General features: G+C 61.0%; 14 protein-coding genes. 5 read left to right on the top strand and 9 right to left on the bottom strand.

The window, feature by feature from the left end:
- Positions 1 to 74: 74 nt before the first annotated feature.
- Positions 75 to 344 carry a hypothetical protein gene (locus ACTQV3_RS00780; protein WP_441067489.1) on the bottom strand — a complete coding sequence of 90 codons (270 nt, stop codon included), beginning with the start codon at positions 342 to 344 and terminating at the stop codon, positions 75 to 77.
- Positions 345 to 542: 198 nt separating this feature from the next.
- Here ACTQV3_RS00780 and ACTQV3_RS00775 point away from each other — a divergent pair, with 198 nt between their 5' ends.
- From ACTQV3_RS00775 to ACTQV3_RS00765, 3 genes are all read left to right on the top strand, one after another.
- Positions 543 to 995, top strand: a complete 453-nt coding sequence (locus ACTQV3_RS00775) for a helix-turn-helix domain-containing protein (protein WP_441067491.1) — start codon at positions 543 to 545, stop codon at positions 993 to 995.
- 139 nt (positions 996 to 1,134) lie between these two features.
- Positions 1,135 to 1,923 carry an ADP-ribosylglycohydrolase family protein gene (locus ACTQV3_RS00770; protein ID WP_441535682.1) on the top strand — a complete coding sequence of 263 codons (789 nt, stop codon included), beginning with the start codon at positions 1,135 to 1,137 and terminating at the stop codon, positions 1,921 to 1,923.
- A gap of 35 nt (positions 1,924 to 1,958) precedes the next feature.
- On the top strand, positions 1,959 to 2,180 hold the full coding sequence (locus ACTQV3_RS00765; protein WP_441067495.1) for a hypothetical protein: 222 nt from the start codon (positions 1,959 to 1,961) through the stop codon (positions 2,178 to 2,180).
- Between the two features lie 267 nt (positions 2,181 to 2,447).
- Here the strand turns inward: ACTQV3_RS00765 and ACTQV3_RS00760 are convergent, their stop codons facing one another.
- Positions 2,448 to 3,785 (bottom strand): hypothetical protein, encoded by a 1,338-nt coding sequence (locus ACTQV3_RS00760; protein WP_441067497.1) that lies wholly within the window; start codon positions 3,783 to 3,785, stop codon positions 2,448 to 2,450.
- A 218-nt stretch (positions 3,786 to 4,003) separates the two neighbouring features.
- On the opposite strand from ACTQV3_RS00760, the gene ACTQV3_RS00755 reads away from it, so the two are divergent.
- The gene (locus ACTQV3_RS00755) at positions 4,004 to 5,185 is read left to right on the top strand and encodes a cation diffusion facilitator family transporter (RefSeq protein ID WP_441067499.1); all 1,182 of its coding nucleotides are present in this window, start codon (positions 4,004 to 4,006) and stop codon (positions 5,183 to 5,185) included.
- 18 nt (positions 5,186 to 5,203) lie between these two features.
- On the opposite strand, the gene ACTQV3_RS00750 is transcribed toward ACTQV3_RS00755, so the two are convergent.
- On the bottom strand, positions 5,204 to 6,160 hold the full coding sequence (locus tag ACTQV3_RS00750; protein WP_441067501.1) for a hypothetical protein: 957 nt from the start codon (positions 6,158 to 6,160) through the stop codon (positions 5,204 to 5,206).
- Positions 6,161 to 6,298: 138 nt separating this feature from the next.
- Between ACTQV3_RS00750 and ACTQV3_RS00745 the strand changes: the two genes are divergently transcribed.
- Positions 6,299 to 6,535 (top strand): hypothetical protein, encoded by a 237-nt coding sequence (locus ACTQV3_RS00745; RefSeq protein ID WP_035137347.1) that lies wholly within the window; start codon positions 6,299 to 6,301, stop codon positions 6,533 to 6,535.
- 332 nt (positions 6,536 to 6,867) lie between these two features.
- Here ACTQV3_RS00745 and ACTQV3_RS00740 read toward each other — a convergent pair whose 3' ends face one another.
- The 6 genes from ACTQV3_RS00740 to ACTQV3_RS00715 all read right to left on the bottom strand — a co-directional run bounded on the left by ACTQV3_RS00740 (position 6,868) and on the right by ACTQV3_RS00715 (position 13,794).
- The gene (locus ACTQV3_RS00740) at positions 6,868 to 7,371 is read right to left on the bottom strand and encodes a hypothetical protein (RefSeq protein WP_441067503.1); all 504 of its coding nucleotides are present in this window, start codon (positions 7,369 to 7,371) and stop codon (positions 6,868 to 6,870) included.
- Between the two features lie 122 nt (positions 7,372 to 7,493).
- Complete coding sequence (locus ACTQV3_RS00735) at positions 7,494 to 9,161, bottom strand: formate--tetrahydrofolate ligase (RefSeq protein ID WP_154515893.1); 1,668 nt, start codon at positions 9,159 to 9,161, stop codon at positions 7,494 to 7,496.
- A gap of 144 nt (positions 9,162 to 9,305) precedes the next feature.
- The gene (gene ruvB / locus ACTQV3_RS00730) at positions 9,306 to 10,373 is read right to left on the bottom strand and encodes a Holliday junction branch migration DNA helicase RuvB (RefSeq protein WP_128620210.1); all 1,068 of its coding nucleotides are present in this window, start codon (positions 10,371 to 10,373) and stop codon (positions 9,306 to 9,308) included.
- Positions 10,373 to 10,993 (bottom strand): Holliday junction branch migration protein RuvA, encoded by a 621-nt coding sequence (gene ruvA, locus ACTQV3_RS00725; RefSeq protein WP_441067505.1) that lies wholly within the window; start codon positions 10,991 to 10,993, stop codon positions 10,373 to 10,375. Before ruvA ends, ruvB begins: the two co-directional genes overlap by 1 nt.
- Positions 10,993 to 11,514 carry a crossover junction endodeoxyribonuclease RuvC gene (gene ruvC, locus ACTQV3_RS00720; protein ID WP_035137351.1) on the bottom strand — a complete coding sequence of 174 codons (522 nt, stop codon included), beginning with the start codon at positions 11,512 to 11,514 and terminating at the stop codon, positions 10,993 to 10,995. The genes ruvA and ruvC overlap by 1 nt, the downstream gene beginning before the upstream one ends.
- A gap of 294 nt (positions 11,515 to 11,808) precedes the next feature.
- Positions 11,809 to 13,794, bottom strand: a complete 1,986-nt coding sequence (locus ACTQV3_RS00715) for a hypothetical protein (RefSeq protein ID WP_441067507.1) — start codon at positions 13,792 to 13,794, stop codon at positions 11,809 to 11,811.
- Positions 13,795 to 13,894: the final 100 nt, after the last annotated feature.

The raw sequence follows: 13,894 nt of genomic DNA, 5'->3' as shown, positions 1-13,894 counted from the left end.
CATCGACTCAATCGGGGGCGCAGAATACCGTTCTGCGCCCCCGATTTTTACCGTAGCCCGAACGCCGCCATATGCTACATCACCATGTTCAGCGCGTTCACAAATTCCTGGGCCTGGGAGCGGCTGCTCAGGGTAAAGACACAAGCAGTCAACAGCCTGTTACGTGGGAAAACATCGCGGCCTTTGATTCTATTGACGCCCGTAATGTCCTTAAGATAGACAATCTCGGTGTGCTTGCCGCCGAAAGTGCCCTTCTTGAGCACCTCAATACGGTTGGGGTAGATCTTAACGTCTTTAAACCTACCCGAACCTTTGTCCTGGAACAGCAAAGTGTTGTTATCCATGCGTGTCGCTCCCGCGGGGTTCGCTAAAACTGCCTCTATGGCCACATTTTAGTCACCGCAAACCCTTTTCGCGGTCGTGCGCAGAGCACCAAAATCGTGTCCGCACGAGGCTTTAAGCTAGAGTCAATAAAGGTGTTTGATGCGCTTGGTGAGCTCGTGGGATGTTCCTCAAATCGCCGGCATCGGAGGAGGTCTTACATGGTTTACGTATGGGAATTCGAGTTCTTTGATTCGGACGGCGTTGTCGACGCTGTGCCATGTGGCTCGCTGGGCGGAGGTGGAACGTTCGGATCCGACCTAAACGACGCTGTCGAAAGCGCCGCCGATTTTCTCGCATGTATGGTCGACGATCACCTTATGGGCGGCGTCGATCTTCCCGCGCCGGACTTTGGACACCAGCCACAACACGGCGGCAAGATTGTCGCCGTGGCCGTCAGCCGCGAGCTCGGCGACATCCCCGCCGTCACCGCAGCGGATGCCGCTCGTATGCTCGGTGTTAGCTCAGCACGGGTATCGCAACTGATAAATGCAGGACTGTTGGATTCATGGAAGGATGGCGCCAAGCGCATGGTGTCCAAAGCTTCCATCGAGGCACGACTCGCCGATGCGCCAAAGGCAGGACGCCCGAAAGAAATGCCTGTTGCCGTGTAAAGAGACGTCTATGCATACCATTTTGACATATTGACCATTGAGTTCTCTCGATTCGCTACGTACTGCGTCGCGAATCGAGCTGGACATATTGCCGCTAATTGCCACGCATCTCCAATCCGAAGTGTAAGAGGAGTTTTCCATGACAGACAGACCGAAAACAACACTGCGCGACTGCATCTACGGACTTGCCGTCGGCGACGCGCTGGGCGTTCCCTACGAGTTCAGGCCCCGCGGCACGTTCGAATGCACGAACATGATCGGCTACGGCACGCACGGGCAGCCCGCCGGCACCTGGAGCGACGACACATCTATGACGCTTGCTACCTGTGACTCGATTAGGGAGCTCGGGCATATCGACACCGCGGACATGCGCGACAAGTTCGTAGGCTGGATTGCCCGTGGCGAGTATACGATCGACGGCGTTTTCGATTATGGCGGCACAACCGCCCGCGCCTTGCACACCGGCAAAGGAGGCTCCGGCGAACGCGACAACGGTAACGGCTCGCTCATGCGCATCGCGCCCCTGGCGTTCACCGATGCGACAGGTGAAGAGATCCGTGAGGTCTCTGCGATCACGCACGCTCACAGAACGTCGACCGAGTCATGCATCATATTTGTTGAGCTGATGAGAGACGTGCTGAGCGGCGCACTCCCCTCGTGGGCGCTGCAGCTGAAAAGCGCGCCCGAGCACGAAATCAGATCCGGCGGCTTTGTGCGCGACACGCTTAAGGCAGCTACCTGGTGCTTCGTCAACACAAACTGTTACGAAGATTGCGTGCTTACCGCCGTCAATCTGGGCGACGACACCGACACCACCGCAGCCGTCGCAGGCGCCCTCGCCGGCACGGCATACGGCATGGACGCAATTCCACAGGAGTGGGTCGACACCCTGCGCGGTAAAAAGCTGATTGAGAGCTGCTTGTTTTAGATCGCGGCGGCAACAGAAACAAGCCAGGTGGCATCATGGAGAGGAAGATCGCGAATATAGACGAGTTCCAAGTAGACGAAAACGGGATTCCGCTATTTCCAGCAGGACTAAAGGAAGAAGCCAACCTCTATGTCCTCCCCGACGGGCGTTACCTCCCCTGCGGAGTCTACAAGACCGCGGACGGCGACTTGCTCCTTTATGAGCCATCCGAACTTAGTTTCTTCGGGCAGATGACTAGCCAATTCCAAGAGCGCTAGAGGTTTGATTGCCCGTTAGATCGACACTGTTCCAAACCATGAGGTTGGTGGAGAAAGGGGCCATAGAAAGGGGCCGGTTGCAGCCGGCCCCTTAGACATTAGCACCTGCGTTGCCCGCGCTTACAAAGTTGACCGACTGAGGAGCGGGTTCCGCGGCACACCTTGATTTTACCCGGTGGGGCGGCTCTTTTGCAGCCGTCCCACCGTTTATTTAGATCTACTACAACGGACAGCTCGCACTACCGCGCACTGTCCCGTACCACCCCCCTACTTCCCAAATAGCGCACCCAGCAGGCCGCGGCGTTTGGGCTTTTCCTCTCGGTAGGAGCCCTCAGCCACCGCTGCCACCTGACGCGGTTGCCCGCCGCCTCCATGGCGCACGATCTGGTACAGAAACGGCGATTTAACGTATTTGACCTCGATGGGCGTGGCGTGCACGGTGCTTTCGCTCGACAGCATCACGTTGGGATTGAGCGGTGCCACCACATGCGTCTCGCGCTTGTCGCTAAACACCACCGCGGCCGCGCGGCCCGTCTGGCCGTTTACGGCAATGCGCACCTGCTCGCCTTCGCGGCTGTCCGTCGCCGGACGATCGACAAAGTAGACCGGCACCATCACCAGGCCGTCCTTATGCTTGCGGGCCTTGCGCGCCCACGTGCGGATACTCTTTTTATTGAGCCCCAGCACCGCCTCGGCATCGTTTCCGGCAACGTCGAGCGCCAGCTTATCAATGACCACCTGGTCCTTGGTAGATGCATCGACGGAGACAACGCGGAAGTCGCCTTCCTGCATGGCAGGATCGAACGGCCCCACCTTGGCAAAGTCCCACGGCTCCAAAATGCCCATAAGACGAACGTCCAGGTAGTTTGCCCGCGGATATGCCCAGTCGAGCACCTCGTAGTACACCAAGGTCTCCTTGCTCAGGCCCTTGCCCGGGAAGGACGCCATCATGCGCAAATCCGCGAGCGCCATGGGAAAGTAGAAGAGCATCATGTCGTTTTGGATCGCGTCTTCTACATCGTGCCCGGCAAAGGCTTCCGCATACTGGCGCACCAGCTGAAGTGCGTTAGCACGTGCCTGCTGCGGCGAGATTTCGCAGGGAATACCCTGATCGGGTACATACTCCGCACCAACGCCCATGGTCAGGCGCTTGCTAAAGGCACCGGGCTTGAGTAGGTCTGCAACGCCGATCTTATTGCCGCAGGACGGGCATTCAAACACGCGCTGGGTCGACTCGCCTTCGAAGGATGCGCCACAGAAGGGGCACGGGATGCTCACGTGCGTGGCCTCTTGAAACTCCTGCGCCGTGCCGCGGTCCTCCCACAGCAGATGCTCCAGAACCGACTGGTTGCGCCAGTGCGCATGAAAGAAATACCAGTCGGGGTCCACCGGGCGCTCGAGCTGCGACACATGGGTGAGCTTAAGCAACCCATCGACAACCGTCAGCGGCGCATGGCGAATGCCCAGGGCGCTCTTGGGCTCCCCCGCATCGGCCTGCCACGGAACGACCGTGCCGCAATAGGCACACTCAAAGCTGCGTTTAGCCTGGTGTGAGTACATGGGGCCGCCGCAGTTTTGGCATTTGATGGCAAACATCTCGTCCATGGATACGTCCTCCTTTACGCAGGGGCTGTCGACATTAAGTATGTCGAGCAGGCAGGCACAAGCCCATACCCATGTGGCCCAAAATGGAGCACCCGGTCGGACAAGAAGCCCCGATCGTTAGCTCCAGCAGACCATTGCTGCATTTTCTGAGCATCGGCGCACGGCGTGCCCATGCGAGCTACACTATCCCCTTAAACGAGGATGCGAGGAGGTCCGCCATGCTATTTGTAAATCGGCTGGTACATACACTTGTTCCTGGCAGCGAGGGCGAGCCGGTCGATGCATCTTGTCGCACCAACGCGGGCTTTGCCGCAAGCCTCATCTGCATTGGCCTCAACATTACCCTGTGCCTGGCCAAGGGCATCGCGGGTCTGCTCGCCGGCTCTGTCTCACTTGTCGCCGACGCCTTTAACAACCTCTCCGACGCCTCGAGCAACATTGTGAGCTTGCTCGGGTTCCGCCTCGCCAGCCGTCCGGCAGACGAGGGCCACCCCTATGGCCACGGCCGTTACGAATACCTCGCCGGCTTGTTTGTCGCCGTCCTCGTTTGTGCCGTCGGCATCAACCTGGTGCTCGAGTCCATTACCAAGATCATCAAGCCCTCCCCCACCGCCTACACGCTGGTCTCCCTAGCCGCCCTCGTCTTATCCATGCTCGTCAAATTATGGATGGCCGCATTCAACCGCGCGCTGGGCAACCGCATCGACTCGGAGACGCTCATCGCCACGGCGCAGGACTCCAAAAACGACGTCATCACCTCGGGCTCGGTCTTGGCGGCGGCGCTTATTTCGCAGACGACCGGCTTTGACCTCGATGGCTGGGCAGGCCTGGGTGTGGGCATCTTCATCTGCATCAGCGGCATGGGCCTGGTGCGCGACGCCATCAGCCCGCTGTTGGGACAAGCGCCCGACCCCAAGCTCGTCCAGGAAATCCGCGGCAGGATCATGTCGTACCCCCAGGTCTTGGGCACACACGACCTCATGGTGCACGACTACGGCCCCGGCCGTCAGTTTGCCAGCGCACACGTGGAAATGCCCGGCGAGGGCGATGCCTTTGAGCACCACGAGATCCTGGACACCATCGAGCACGATATCAAACGCCAGATGGGCATCGACATCACGCTGCACTGCGACCCCATCGCCACCACCGGCGACGACCTGCGCAGCTGGGTCAAGCGTGGCGTCATGCAGATCGATCCCGCGCTCTCCATCCATGACCTGCACGAGCACGATGGCTTTGTGTCATTTGACCTGGTGCGTCCCGACGGCTTTCGCATCTCCGACGACGAGCTGTTGGAGCGCGTAACGCATATCGTGCACGAGCGCAGGCCCGATGCATCATGCGTTGTCACGTTTGACTCGGGTTTTAGCTCGCCCGACCGTCCGGCAGAACAGTTGTAGCCCCGCTCCGCTCGACCGCTAGTTTCCCTGCGCGCCCGAAATGCCATTTTGCAGGGCATCCCAGGCGTTCGTTGCCATATCACCCAGATTCTGAGCAGTATCACCGAGGTTCTGGGCTGTGTCGCCCAGCTCTTGGGCCTTATCCCCAAGCTCCTGCGCCTTGTTGCTCAGGTCCTCCAGCGTGTTAGAGCTCGAGCTGTCCGTGGCGCCTTGATCAGCGGACGCATTGCCCGACGAGCCGTCCTTGCGCGTGAGCTGAATCTCAAGGTTGCCGTTGTCGTTATAGTAGGCAGACGTCACGACCCAATTGGCATCGACGACGGGCGTCGAGCCGTCGTCGGTCAGGATCACGGCGTTCGAAAGGTCGGCCCCGCGCGACTTGAGGAGCTTCTTGGCGTTTGACCAGTACTGACCCGGGATATCGCTCAGGTCGACGGTGCCGGACTGGGCAGTCTCGGTCTGCTCGGCCGTGGTATCAGTCGTGGCGCCCCGCTTGTTGAGCATGCCCGACACAATGGCGAACACAACCGACAAGGCAAAGAAAATCGCCAGCACGATGAGGATCTTCTTGATCACGCTCGACGAACGCGAAGGCTTCTTCTCCTCGTCCTCGCCATACTGGGGGATGGACTTGGGATACTCACGATACGGCTCGCGCGCGTATCGGTCGTGCGACTCGTAGCGCGGCTGTGCCGTGCGCGGCATATACGTGGTCTGCTGAGGCTGCGGAATGGGATTTTGCAGCAGGTCATCATAAGGGTCTGCCGCCGCGTTGCCGTAGGGGCTCTGCGACGAGGCGCCATACGGGTCCTGCGCTGCGTTTCCGTAATTCACAACGCGCGTGGAATCGGCCGACGCCTGCGTCGTATCGGGGGCAGCGTAGCCGGGATTCGGCACGACGCGGGTCTCATCGGCGCCATTGCCCGTCCGCGGGGAGCCGTAGCCACCCATTACGGTCGTCTTATCCTGGTCCATGCAACGATTCCTTTCCGTCGCCTGTAAGCATCAAGTTATCCATGCATTCTACCCGCGCAAAAGTCTATGATGGGCAAAGCCTGCCGGTATTTACAAGACATGCGCGGCCGACGGTCACAAGCGAATCGAGGATATGTCATGGCAAAAAGCAAGCTCATCAAGGACACGACGCGTGCCGAGCGTGAGGAGATCATCAAGCTAGCGCTCGCTGGCTGCGGCAACGGCAGTTGCGACAACTGCGGAAGCTGCAGCTTGGGAGCCGGCGATCCATATGGCACCTACCAGCCCTACATTGACGGCGAGATGGAAATCGCCGATATCAACATGATGGTCGCCGAGCGCAACGCCAAACTCTTCGGCCTCCAGCGCGGGTAACGACCTCTTCTTGGACTGTGAACCAAGAAATGCGCCCATCTACTACGTTTAACCCAAGGGTGCCAACCATAGCCATATCTGTGTTAACAAAACCGCAGGTAAACGTCTTGCCGCATTGTTAAAAAACGCTCCATGGTCGGTCCAACCCTGGTAAACGTAGTAGATGGGCGCTTTTCGTGGCATGGCTGGCCCAGATAGCTTGTTTCGGAGCCAATTTGCATCAAAAAGTCCCCGGCGGCGCTGCGTTTTGCGTCACCGGGGACTGTTCAGTTCACTCCCTGTTGCTTTGCCCTACTCGTTGGGCACATGCGTGGCGCAAGGATACTCAGGCGTCACATCCTGACCGCAGGAATAGCTCGAATCTTGTAGTACGCCGACCTCGTCACCTGTTCCGAACGATACGGAGGAATGTAGCTATCGGTGTAGGTTCGCACGCAGGCGATATCGCCGTCAATCGAGACGATCTCGGCGGTATACATCGTGGTCACACGGCTGTCCTCGTCATCCATCGAGGCCTGCTTGCTCGCATCGAGCGTGTCCGCGACAAGCTGAATCACATCCTTGTTGAACTTGGCAACACCCACGCCCTGGCCTTTTACCTGAGGATAGGTCCACGCAGCCGAAATCTGGCACGTGTCATCGGGGGACGGGTCCAGCGGGCCTTCGCCAACCGCAGCCGTAAAGTCAACATCCTGCGTAGCAGAGGCGGCTTCGTAGCCCACCTGCGCACTGTCATCGTCCTTCGACTTCAGCTGCTCCAGCGTCGTGGCCACCGTTGCGATGGTGCTGGCTACGCTCTCCTCGGTGCTGGTAAGCACGGCGCTCAGCTCGGACACTTCACCTCATTGACCCAACAGCCACAAAATGATCCGTAATCCTTCCGTCCCCAAGGGATCAAAAAGCCCCGCCGGGCCTTGGTAGGCACGGCGGGGCGGGCAAGCGGCTATGAGCAGCAGGCTTAGAAAAGGCCGGTGATGTTGCCGTCGTTATCGACGTCGATGTTCTCGGCCGCGGGAACCTTGGGTAGGCCCGGCATGGTCAGAACGCTGCCGGTCAGCGCGACCACAAAGTGGGCACCGGCGGAAACCTTGAGCTCGCGCACGGTGATGCGGAAGTTCTCGGGCGCGCCCAGAGCCTTGGCGTTATCGCTGAAGCTGTACTGGGTCTTGGCGACGCACACCGGCAGGTTACCAAAGCCGTTCTCGCGCAGCTCGGCGAGCTGGCGCTTGGCAGCCGGCGTAAAGTCGACGCCATCGGCGCGGTAGACCTTGGTGGCAACGGCCTCCAGGGCGTCGGCCACATCGGCACCGTCCTCGTAGGCAAACTTGAGCTCGCTCGGCTGCTCAATCAGGCGCATGACCTCATCGGCCAGGTCGAGCGCGCCCTCGCCGCCCTTAGCCCAAACCTCGGACAGCTTAACGTTGACGCCGAGCTTCTGGCACTCGGACTCGATGAGCGCAAGTTCGGCCTCGGTGTCCGTCGGGAAGCGGTTGATGGCGACCACGCAGGGAAGACCATAGACGTTCTGGATGTTGTCGACGTGGCGCAGCAGGTTGGGCATGCCGGCCTTGAGGGCCTCGAGGTTCTCCTCGTTGAGGTCGGCCTTGGCGACACCGCCGTTGTACTTAAGCGCGCGGGCAGTGGCGACGACCACGACAGCGCTGGGGCGAACGCCCGTCATGCGGCACTTGATGTCCAGGAACTTCTCGGCACCAAGGTCGGCGCCAAAGCCGGCCTCGGTAATCGCGACGTCACCAAAACGCATGGCCATGCGGGTGGCCATGATGGAGTTGCAGCCGTGGGCGATATTGGCGAAGGGACCGCCGTGGACAAACGCGGGCGTGCCCTCGAGCGTCTGCACCAGGTTGGGCTTGAGCGCATCCTTAAGCAGCGCGGCCATGGCGCCCTGGGCCTTAAGGTCGCGGGCGCGGACGGGCTCGCCGGCATAGCTGTAGCCGACAACGATCTCGCCCAAGCGCTCCTTAAGATCGTTGATGCTCGTGGACAGGCACAGAATCGCCATGACCTCGGAGGCAACGGTGATATCGAAGCCGTCCTCGCGCGGCACACCCTGGGCCTTGCCGCCAATGCCATCGATAACATGGCGCAGTTGACGGTCGTTCATGTCGACGACGCGCTTCCAGGTGATGCGCTTAACATCGATGCCGAGCTGGTTGCCCTGCTGAATATGGTTGTCGAGCATGGCGGCCAGAAGGTTGTTGGCGGCACCGATAGCGTGGAAGTCTCCGGTAAAGTGCAGGTTGATGTCCTCCATGGGGATGACCTGGGCCCAGCCGCCGCCGGCGGCACCGCCCTTGACGCCAAAGACGGGACCGAGCGAAGGTTCGCGCAGGGCAACGGCGCTCTTGACGCCGCGACGACGCAGACCATCGGCCAGACCGATGGTCGTGGTGGTCTTGCCCTCGCCTGCGGGCGTGGGATTGATAGCGGTCACAAGGACAAGCTTGGCCTGGTGATCGGTCGGCTCGTTGAGCAGTGAATAGTCGACCTTAGCCTTGTCGAAGCCGTACGGAATCAGGTGCTTAACGTCGACGCCGGCGTTCTTGGCCACCTCGGTAATGGGCAGCGGCGTGACGGAACGTGCGATTTCGATGTCAGTAGGCATGGGCGGTCCTTTCGTTACCGGATGAGAAAAAGACCAATTCAGCATAGCACGGGCGCGCAATAGTAAAACACCCGTAACCGATGAACGGCGATATGTTTATCCAATGCCCAGCGATAGCCTACAGACCAGCCAAAACAAAGCGCCCTAAACGGTAGGTTCAATCCCCAAGTGCTCAAAGGTGCGCAGGGTTGCCTGGCGACCCTGCGGTGTGCGAATCATCAAGCCGCACTGCAACAGGTAGGGTTCGTAGACATCTTCGAGCGTACCCGGATCCTCGCCCACCGCGCTGGCAAGGGTCGTCAGACCCACGGCACGGCCGGAGAACGTCTTGGCGAGCGTCTCCAAGATGCGAATGTCCATCCAGTCCAGACCAAGCTCATCAATCTCAAAGAACTCGAGCGCCTGACGGCAGATATCAAGCTCAATAGGACCGTTGCCGCGCACCTGGGCGTAATCGCGCACGCGCTTGAGCAAGCGGTTGGCAAGACGCGGCGTGCCACGCGAGCGTGAGCCGATCTCGAGCGCGCTCGGATGGTCTATTGTCACGCCCAAAATGGTTGCCGAGCGCGTCACAATCTGGGCAAGCTCCTCGACCGTGTAGTAGTCCAGGCGATACGAAATACCAAAACGGTCGCGCAGCGGGCCGGTCAGCATACCCGAGCGGGTCGTTGCCGCCACCAGCGTAAACTTGGGGATATCCAGGCGAATCGAGCGCGCCGCCGGACCTTTGCCAATCACGATATCGAGCGCAAAGTCCTCCATCGCGGGATACAGGACCTCCTCGACCGAACGGTTGAGGCGGTGGATCTCGTCGATAAACAGCACGTCACCCGGCTGCAAGTTGGTAAGGATGGCCGCCAGGTCGCCGGTGCGCGCGATGGCCGGGCCACTCGTCGTCTTAATCTGAGCGCCCAGCTCGTTGGCGATAACGGTGGCCAGCGTGGTCTTGCCCAGACCCGGAGGGCCCGAGAAGATCACGTGGTCGAGCGTCTCGCCACGGCTCTGCGCCGCCTCGATCAGCACGCGAAGGCTCTGCTTGATATGCTCCTGACCGCAGTAGTCGTCCAGGCGCTGGGGACGCAGGGTACGGTCGACATCGAGGTCCTCGGGCGTCAGCTCCGAGCCCACCATGCGCTCACCGTGCGCCATGGATGCCGCCGGCGAGCTGCCAGGCGTCGCCCACAGGTCCTGAGAGTCATCGGCTTCCCACATCACGCATCCATTCCGAGTCGCTTAAGCGCCGCGCCGAGCAGATCCTCGACACGCATATCCTGCCCATCATACCCGCTCAGAGCGACATCGGCCTCCTGCGGGCTAAAGCCCATGGAAAGGAGTGCCGCGCGGGCATCATCGATGGCCGAGGGAGCGGCAGCGGGCACGGGCATCGCAGCCTGTCCGGGAATCACGTCGACCGGCACAAAGCCCTTATCCTTGGCAAAGGTGCTCTTGAGCTCCAGAATGAGGCGCTGAGCTGTCTTTTTACCCACACCGGGCACCTTAGCCATGCCCTTGTCGTCCTCGGCCATCACCAGCGAATACAGCTGCCCCACGGTATGGGTAGAGAGCACGGCGAGCGCCAAGCGCGGGCCAACGCCCGAGACGGACACGAGCCGGTCGAACATTGTGCGCTCATCCTTTGAGGAAAATCCGAAAAGTGTCATGGCGTCCTCGCGCACCTGCATGCGCGTGTAGAGGCGGACCTCGCCGCCGGGCGTCGGCAACGTGGCCGCAGTGCTGCCCGAGATGCCGAGCTCAAAGCCCACGCCCGACACATCGACGACAGCAGAGCTCATCGTGGCCTCGACAAGCGTTCCGTGGAGCTGGGAGATCATCAGTATCCGGTTCCTCTCTGTTGATAGAACTCGCCGCCGGTAAGCGCGCGGGTGCGGCTGAGGTTAACGTGGCAGATGGCGCAGGCCAGGGCATCGGCGGCATGGTCGGGGTGCGGGTCGTGATCGAGCTGCGTAAGCGTACGCACCATGTAGGCGACCTGTCGCTTATCTGCGGCGCCGGTGCCCACAACAGCCTGCTTAATCTGCATGGGCGTGTATTCGCCAATCTCGAGCGCGCACTCCGAAAGCGCCACAAGCGCAGCGCCGCGGGCATGCGCCGTGGGGATGGCCGAACGAACGTTAGCGCCAAAGTAGATGCTCTCGATAGCAGCGGTATCGGGACGATAGCGTTCGACAACGCCCTTGAGGTCGCGAGCGATATGCGACAGGCGCACCGCGAGCGGACTTCCAGCACTGGTCTCGATGCAGCCATAGGCACGACAGCGAACCTCGCCACGTCGCTCCTCGATAATCCCCCACCCCGTATGGGCCAAACCAGGGTCGATACCCAAGATAACCAAGCCAACCTCCCCTCGCCACAAGCGCAGCGCAAGGCAAGGCCCCACGCACTATTCACGAACGTCTGTTCTAGAATAACACAACAGCGACCGTATCTGGCAAGCAAGGTCGAACCATAGGTTGAGCATAAGTCAGCGAGCGAGTCCGTGCCGTGGCAAGGTGTCGCGAAAGAGGAGCGCCGCGTACTTCTGTACGCAAACGACGGTTTGAGCGGCAGATGGCCCGGCAGGGGCTCGCGTAGCGTCGACTCGTTACGCGGTTTGGCAAAACCGCGTAACCTTTGCCCCATCCCCAGTTTAGTTCTGCGAGAAAAAAGGAAACTGACGGGGATCCACCGGCGGATGTGGCATCGGCGTGCCCTGGGGCCCGCCCTGCGGTCCGCCCTGGCCGCTCATCATCCTTTCGATGGCGTCCTGGACCTCGCCCTCGAACTTTTTCATTCCCTCGTGCAAACGACGCTGACCGTCCTCAGAGCGCAGCTCCTCCATCTGCTCGGGCGAAATACCCAACAGCTCACCCAACAGACCCATCATCTCACCGCGCATGCGATCGCCCGTATCGCTATCGGCAAAGCGGCGCACTTCGGCGCGCGCCAGTGAATCAACCGTCATGCGCTCCTTGCCGTTGAGCCCCAAATCGGACCACGCAAGCATGTACGGCCAAGCGCGCTCGGCAAACGAACGGGCCGAAACGATCGGCGCCGTCGGCAACATGCGACGGGCAGCCTCACCCTGTCGAACGAGCATCAGCAGCAGCGAGCAGGCCTCAGGCTTGCCAGCGGCCATCGGGATGTCGTCGAAAGATCGATTGCGGTCCACGTGCGCCTCGAGCGCGCCATCGACCTCACCAGGCTCAAGCCCGCCGAGCAGCTGTGCCGCGCGGTCGAGCATATCGACCGGACCGTCGAGCGTCGAGAGCGCCTGCGCCAGCACTCGCTCCATACAATCTTCCACCGCGTTGAGCGTCACGAGCTCTTGGGGCACCACGGCAGACGTGCGGTTGCGCACGCGCGCCACAAACTCAAGCGTCGACAGGTACACATCGCCAAAGGGCGCAAAGTCGCCCTGGTAGCCGCCGGACAGTGCGGGCGCCGCTAGCGCGTACTCGGTCTTGGAGAGCGGGCTCAACGCCATGGCGCCCAGCTCGAGCGCCGTGTCCTCCAACATCAGGCCCAGCGCACGCGAGCGCAGACGCTCGGCATCGCCCGCCGACACGTCGCGATCGAGCACACGCGCCGCATCCGGTGCATCGCGCTCGACAGCGCGAATGTGCAGGCGCTCGGCAATCGCGCGGACGGCGGCACAGCGGGCAGCCTCGGCCTCTTCCTGAGCCGGCGTAAAGATACGGTTGCGCCCCAGCACAAGGCCAATCACATTACGCGGGCCCAGAGCGTCAACGGCAAGTGCCGCCAGCAGGGACGACGGCAAGTCACCCTCGAGTGCCACCACAGCACGCGACGTGCCGCGAGCGCGGGCGTTGTCGCGCACGGCGAGCACCAGCGCCTGCCACAGCCACTCCTCGGAACGAAACTCGGGCAGTTCGTGATCTTCCAGGGCATCGAGCATCACGCCGCGCTGAATCTCCTGAACCAGCAGGCTCTCCTCAAAACACGGCGCCTGGGCCACCACGCGACCGCAGTCGTCGAGCACAAACGAACCGCCGGTATATACCGACTCGTCGTACGCACCGACCGGCGCCATGCAGGCAAACCACACGCTGCGCTTAGATGCGATCTTGCGGTAGGCACCGCTGCGAACGGCGGCGATGGCGGCAGTCTCGCGGTCGGTCATGTCAAACGCGTTGAATTGGAAATACGCAATGAGGTCAACACCGGTCGGCAACATCTCGAGTTCGCGGTCCAAGTCAAAAATCACGGCGATGCGCACGCCGTCCACGTCGAACACCGGCGGCGCCCAACGCGTGTCGTTGTTCTCGCCACGCTGCAGGGCAATGCTCGATCGCGCCGGCACCACATGACCGTCCTTGAGCATCATGTAGTCGAGCAGCGGCTGGCCCTCAAACGAAACCGCCGCGGGCACGATGCAGATCATGTCGAGCTCTTGGATACGCTCGGCAACACCGGTCAGGCCTGTCAGCATGTCGTGCTCAAAGTCGGCAGTACCCATCAGGCCGCCGGGCAGAGCACCCATAAAGAGCGGAGCCGGGACGCACAGCACGCGCGCCCCGCGCTCGTGGGCCAGACGAGCCTGGTCCTCGATGCGACCGCAAATGCCCTCAATATCACCCAGGCGCATATCGATCTGTGCAAGCGCGAGCTTCATGGCCCAGCCCTTTCCGTCGTAAACCATCGAAACCGTAGTAAAAGCGCCGGCCGCATAATGCAGTCGGCGCTCGCATGTGCATATGCTAGCTATGATACCC

This window comes from Collinsella sp. LCP19S3_A7 (assembly GCF_052121995.1).
GTDB lineage: Bacteria > Actinomycetota > Coriobacteriia > Coriobacteriales > Coriobacteriaceae > Collinsella.
Note: the sequence above shows the minus strand (reverse complement) of the source record. Positions and strands in the feature narration are given on the sequence as shown.

Excerpts from the sequence above, each read along its gene's own strand:
- ACTQV3_RS00715 (WP_441067507.1), bottom strand. The coding sequence starts at position 13,794 with ATGAAGCTCGCGCTTGCACAGATCGATATGCGCCTGGGTGATATTGAG.
- ACTQV3_RS00755 (WP_441067499.1), top strand. The coding sequence starts at position 4,004 with ATGCTATTTGTAAATCGGCTGGTACATACACTTGTTCCTGGCAGCGAG.
- ruvB (WP_128620210.1), bottom strand. The coding sequence starts at position 10,373 with ATGTGGGAAGCCGATGACTCTCAGGACCTGTGGGCGACGCCTGGCAGC.
- ACTQV3_RS00745 (WP_035137347.1), top strand. The coding sequence starts at position 6,299 with ATGGCAAAAAGCAAGCTCATCAAGGACACGACGCGTGCCGAGCGTGAG.
- ACTQV3_RS00780 (WP_441067489.1), bottom strand. The coding sequence starts at position 344 with ATGGATAACAACACTTTGCTGTTCCAGGACAAAGGTTCGGGTAGGTTT.
- ACTQV3_RS00750 (WP_441067501.1), bottom strand. The coding sequence starts at position 6,160 with ATGGACCAGGATAAGACGACCGTAATGGGTGGCTACGGCTCCCCGCGG.
- ACTQV3_RS00765 (WP_441067495.1), top strand. The coding sequence starts at position 1,959 with ATGGAGAGGAAGATCGCGAATATAGACGAGTTCCAAGTAGACGAAAAC.
- ACTQV3_RS00775 (WP_441067491.1), top strand. The coding sequence starts at position 543 with ATGGTTTACGTATGGGAATTCGAGTTCTTTGATTCGGACGGCGTTGTC.
- ACTQV3_RS00770 (WP_441535682.1), top strand. The coding sequence starts at position 1,135 with ATGACAGACAGACCGAAAACAACACTGCGCGACTGCATCTACGGACTT.
- ACTQV3_RS00735 (WP_154515893.1), bottom strand. The coding sequence starts at position 9,161 with ATGCCTACTGACATCGAAATCGCACGTTCCGTCACGCCGCTGCCCATT.
- ruvA (WP_441067505.1), bottom strand. The coding sequence starts at position 10,993 with ATGATCTCCCAGCTCCACGGAACGCTTGTCGAGGCCACGATGAGCTCT.
- ACTQV3_RS00760 (WP_441067497.1), bottom strand. The coding sequence starts at position 3,785 with ATGGACGAGATGTTTGCCATCAAATGCCAAAACTGCGGCGGCCCCATG.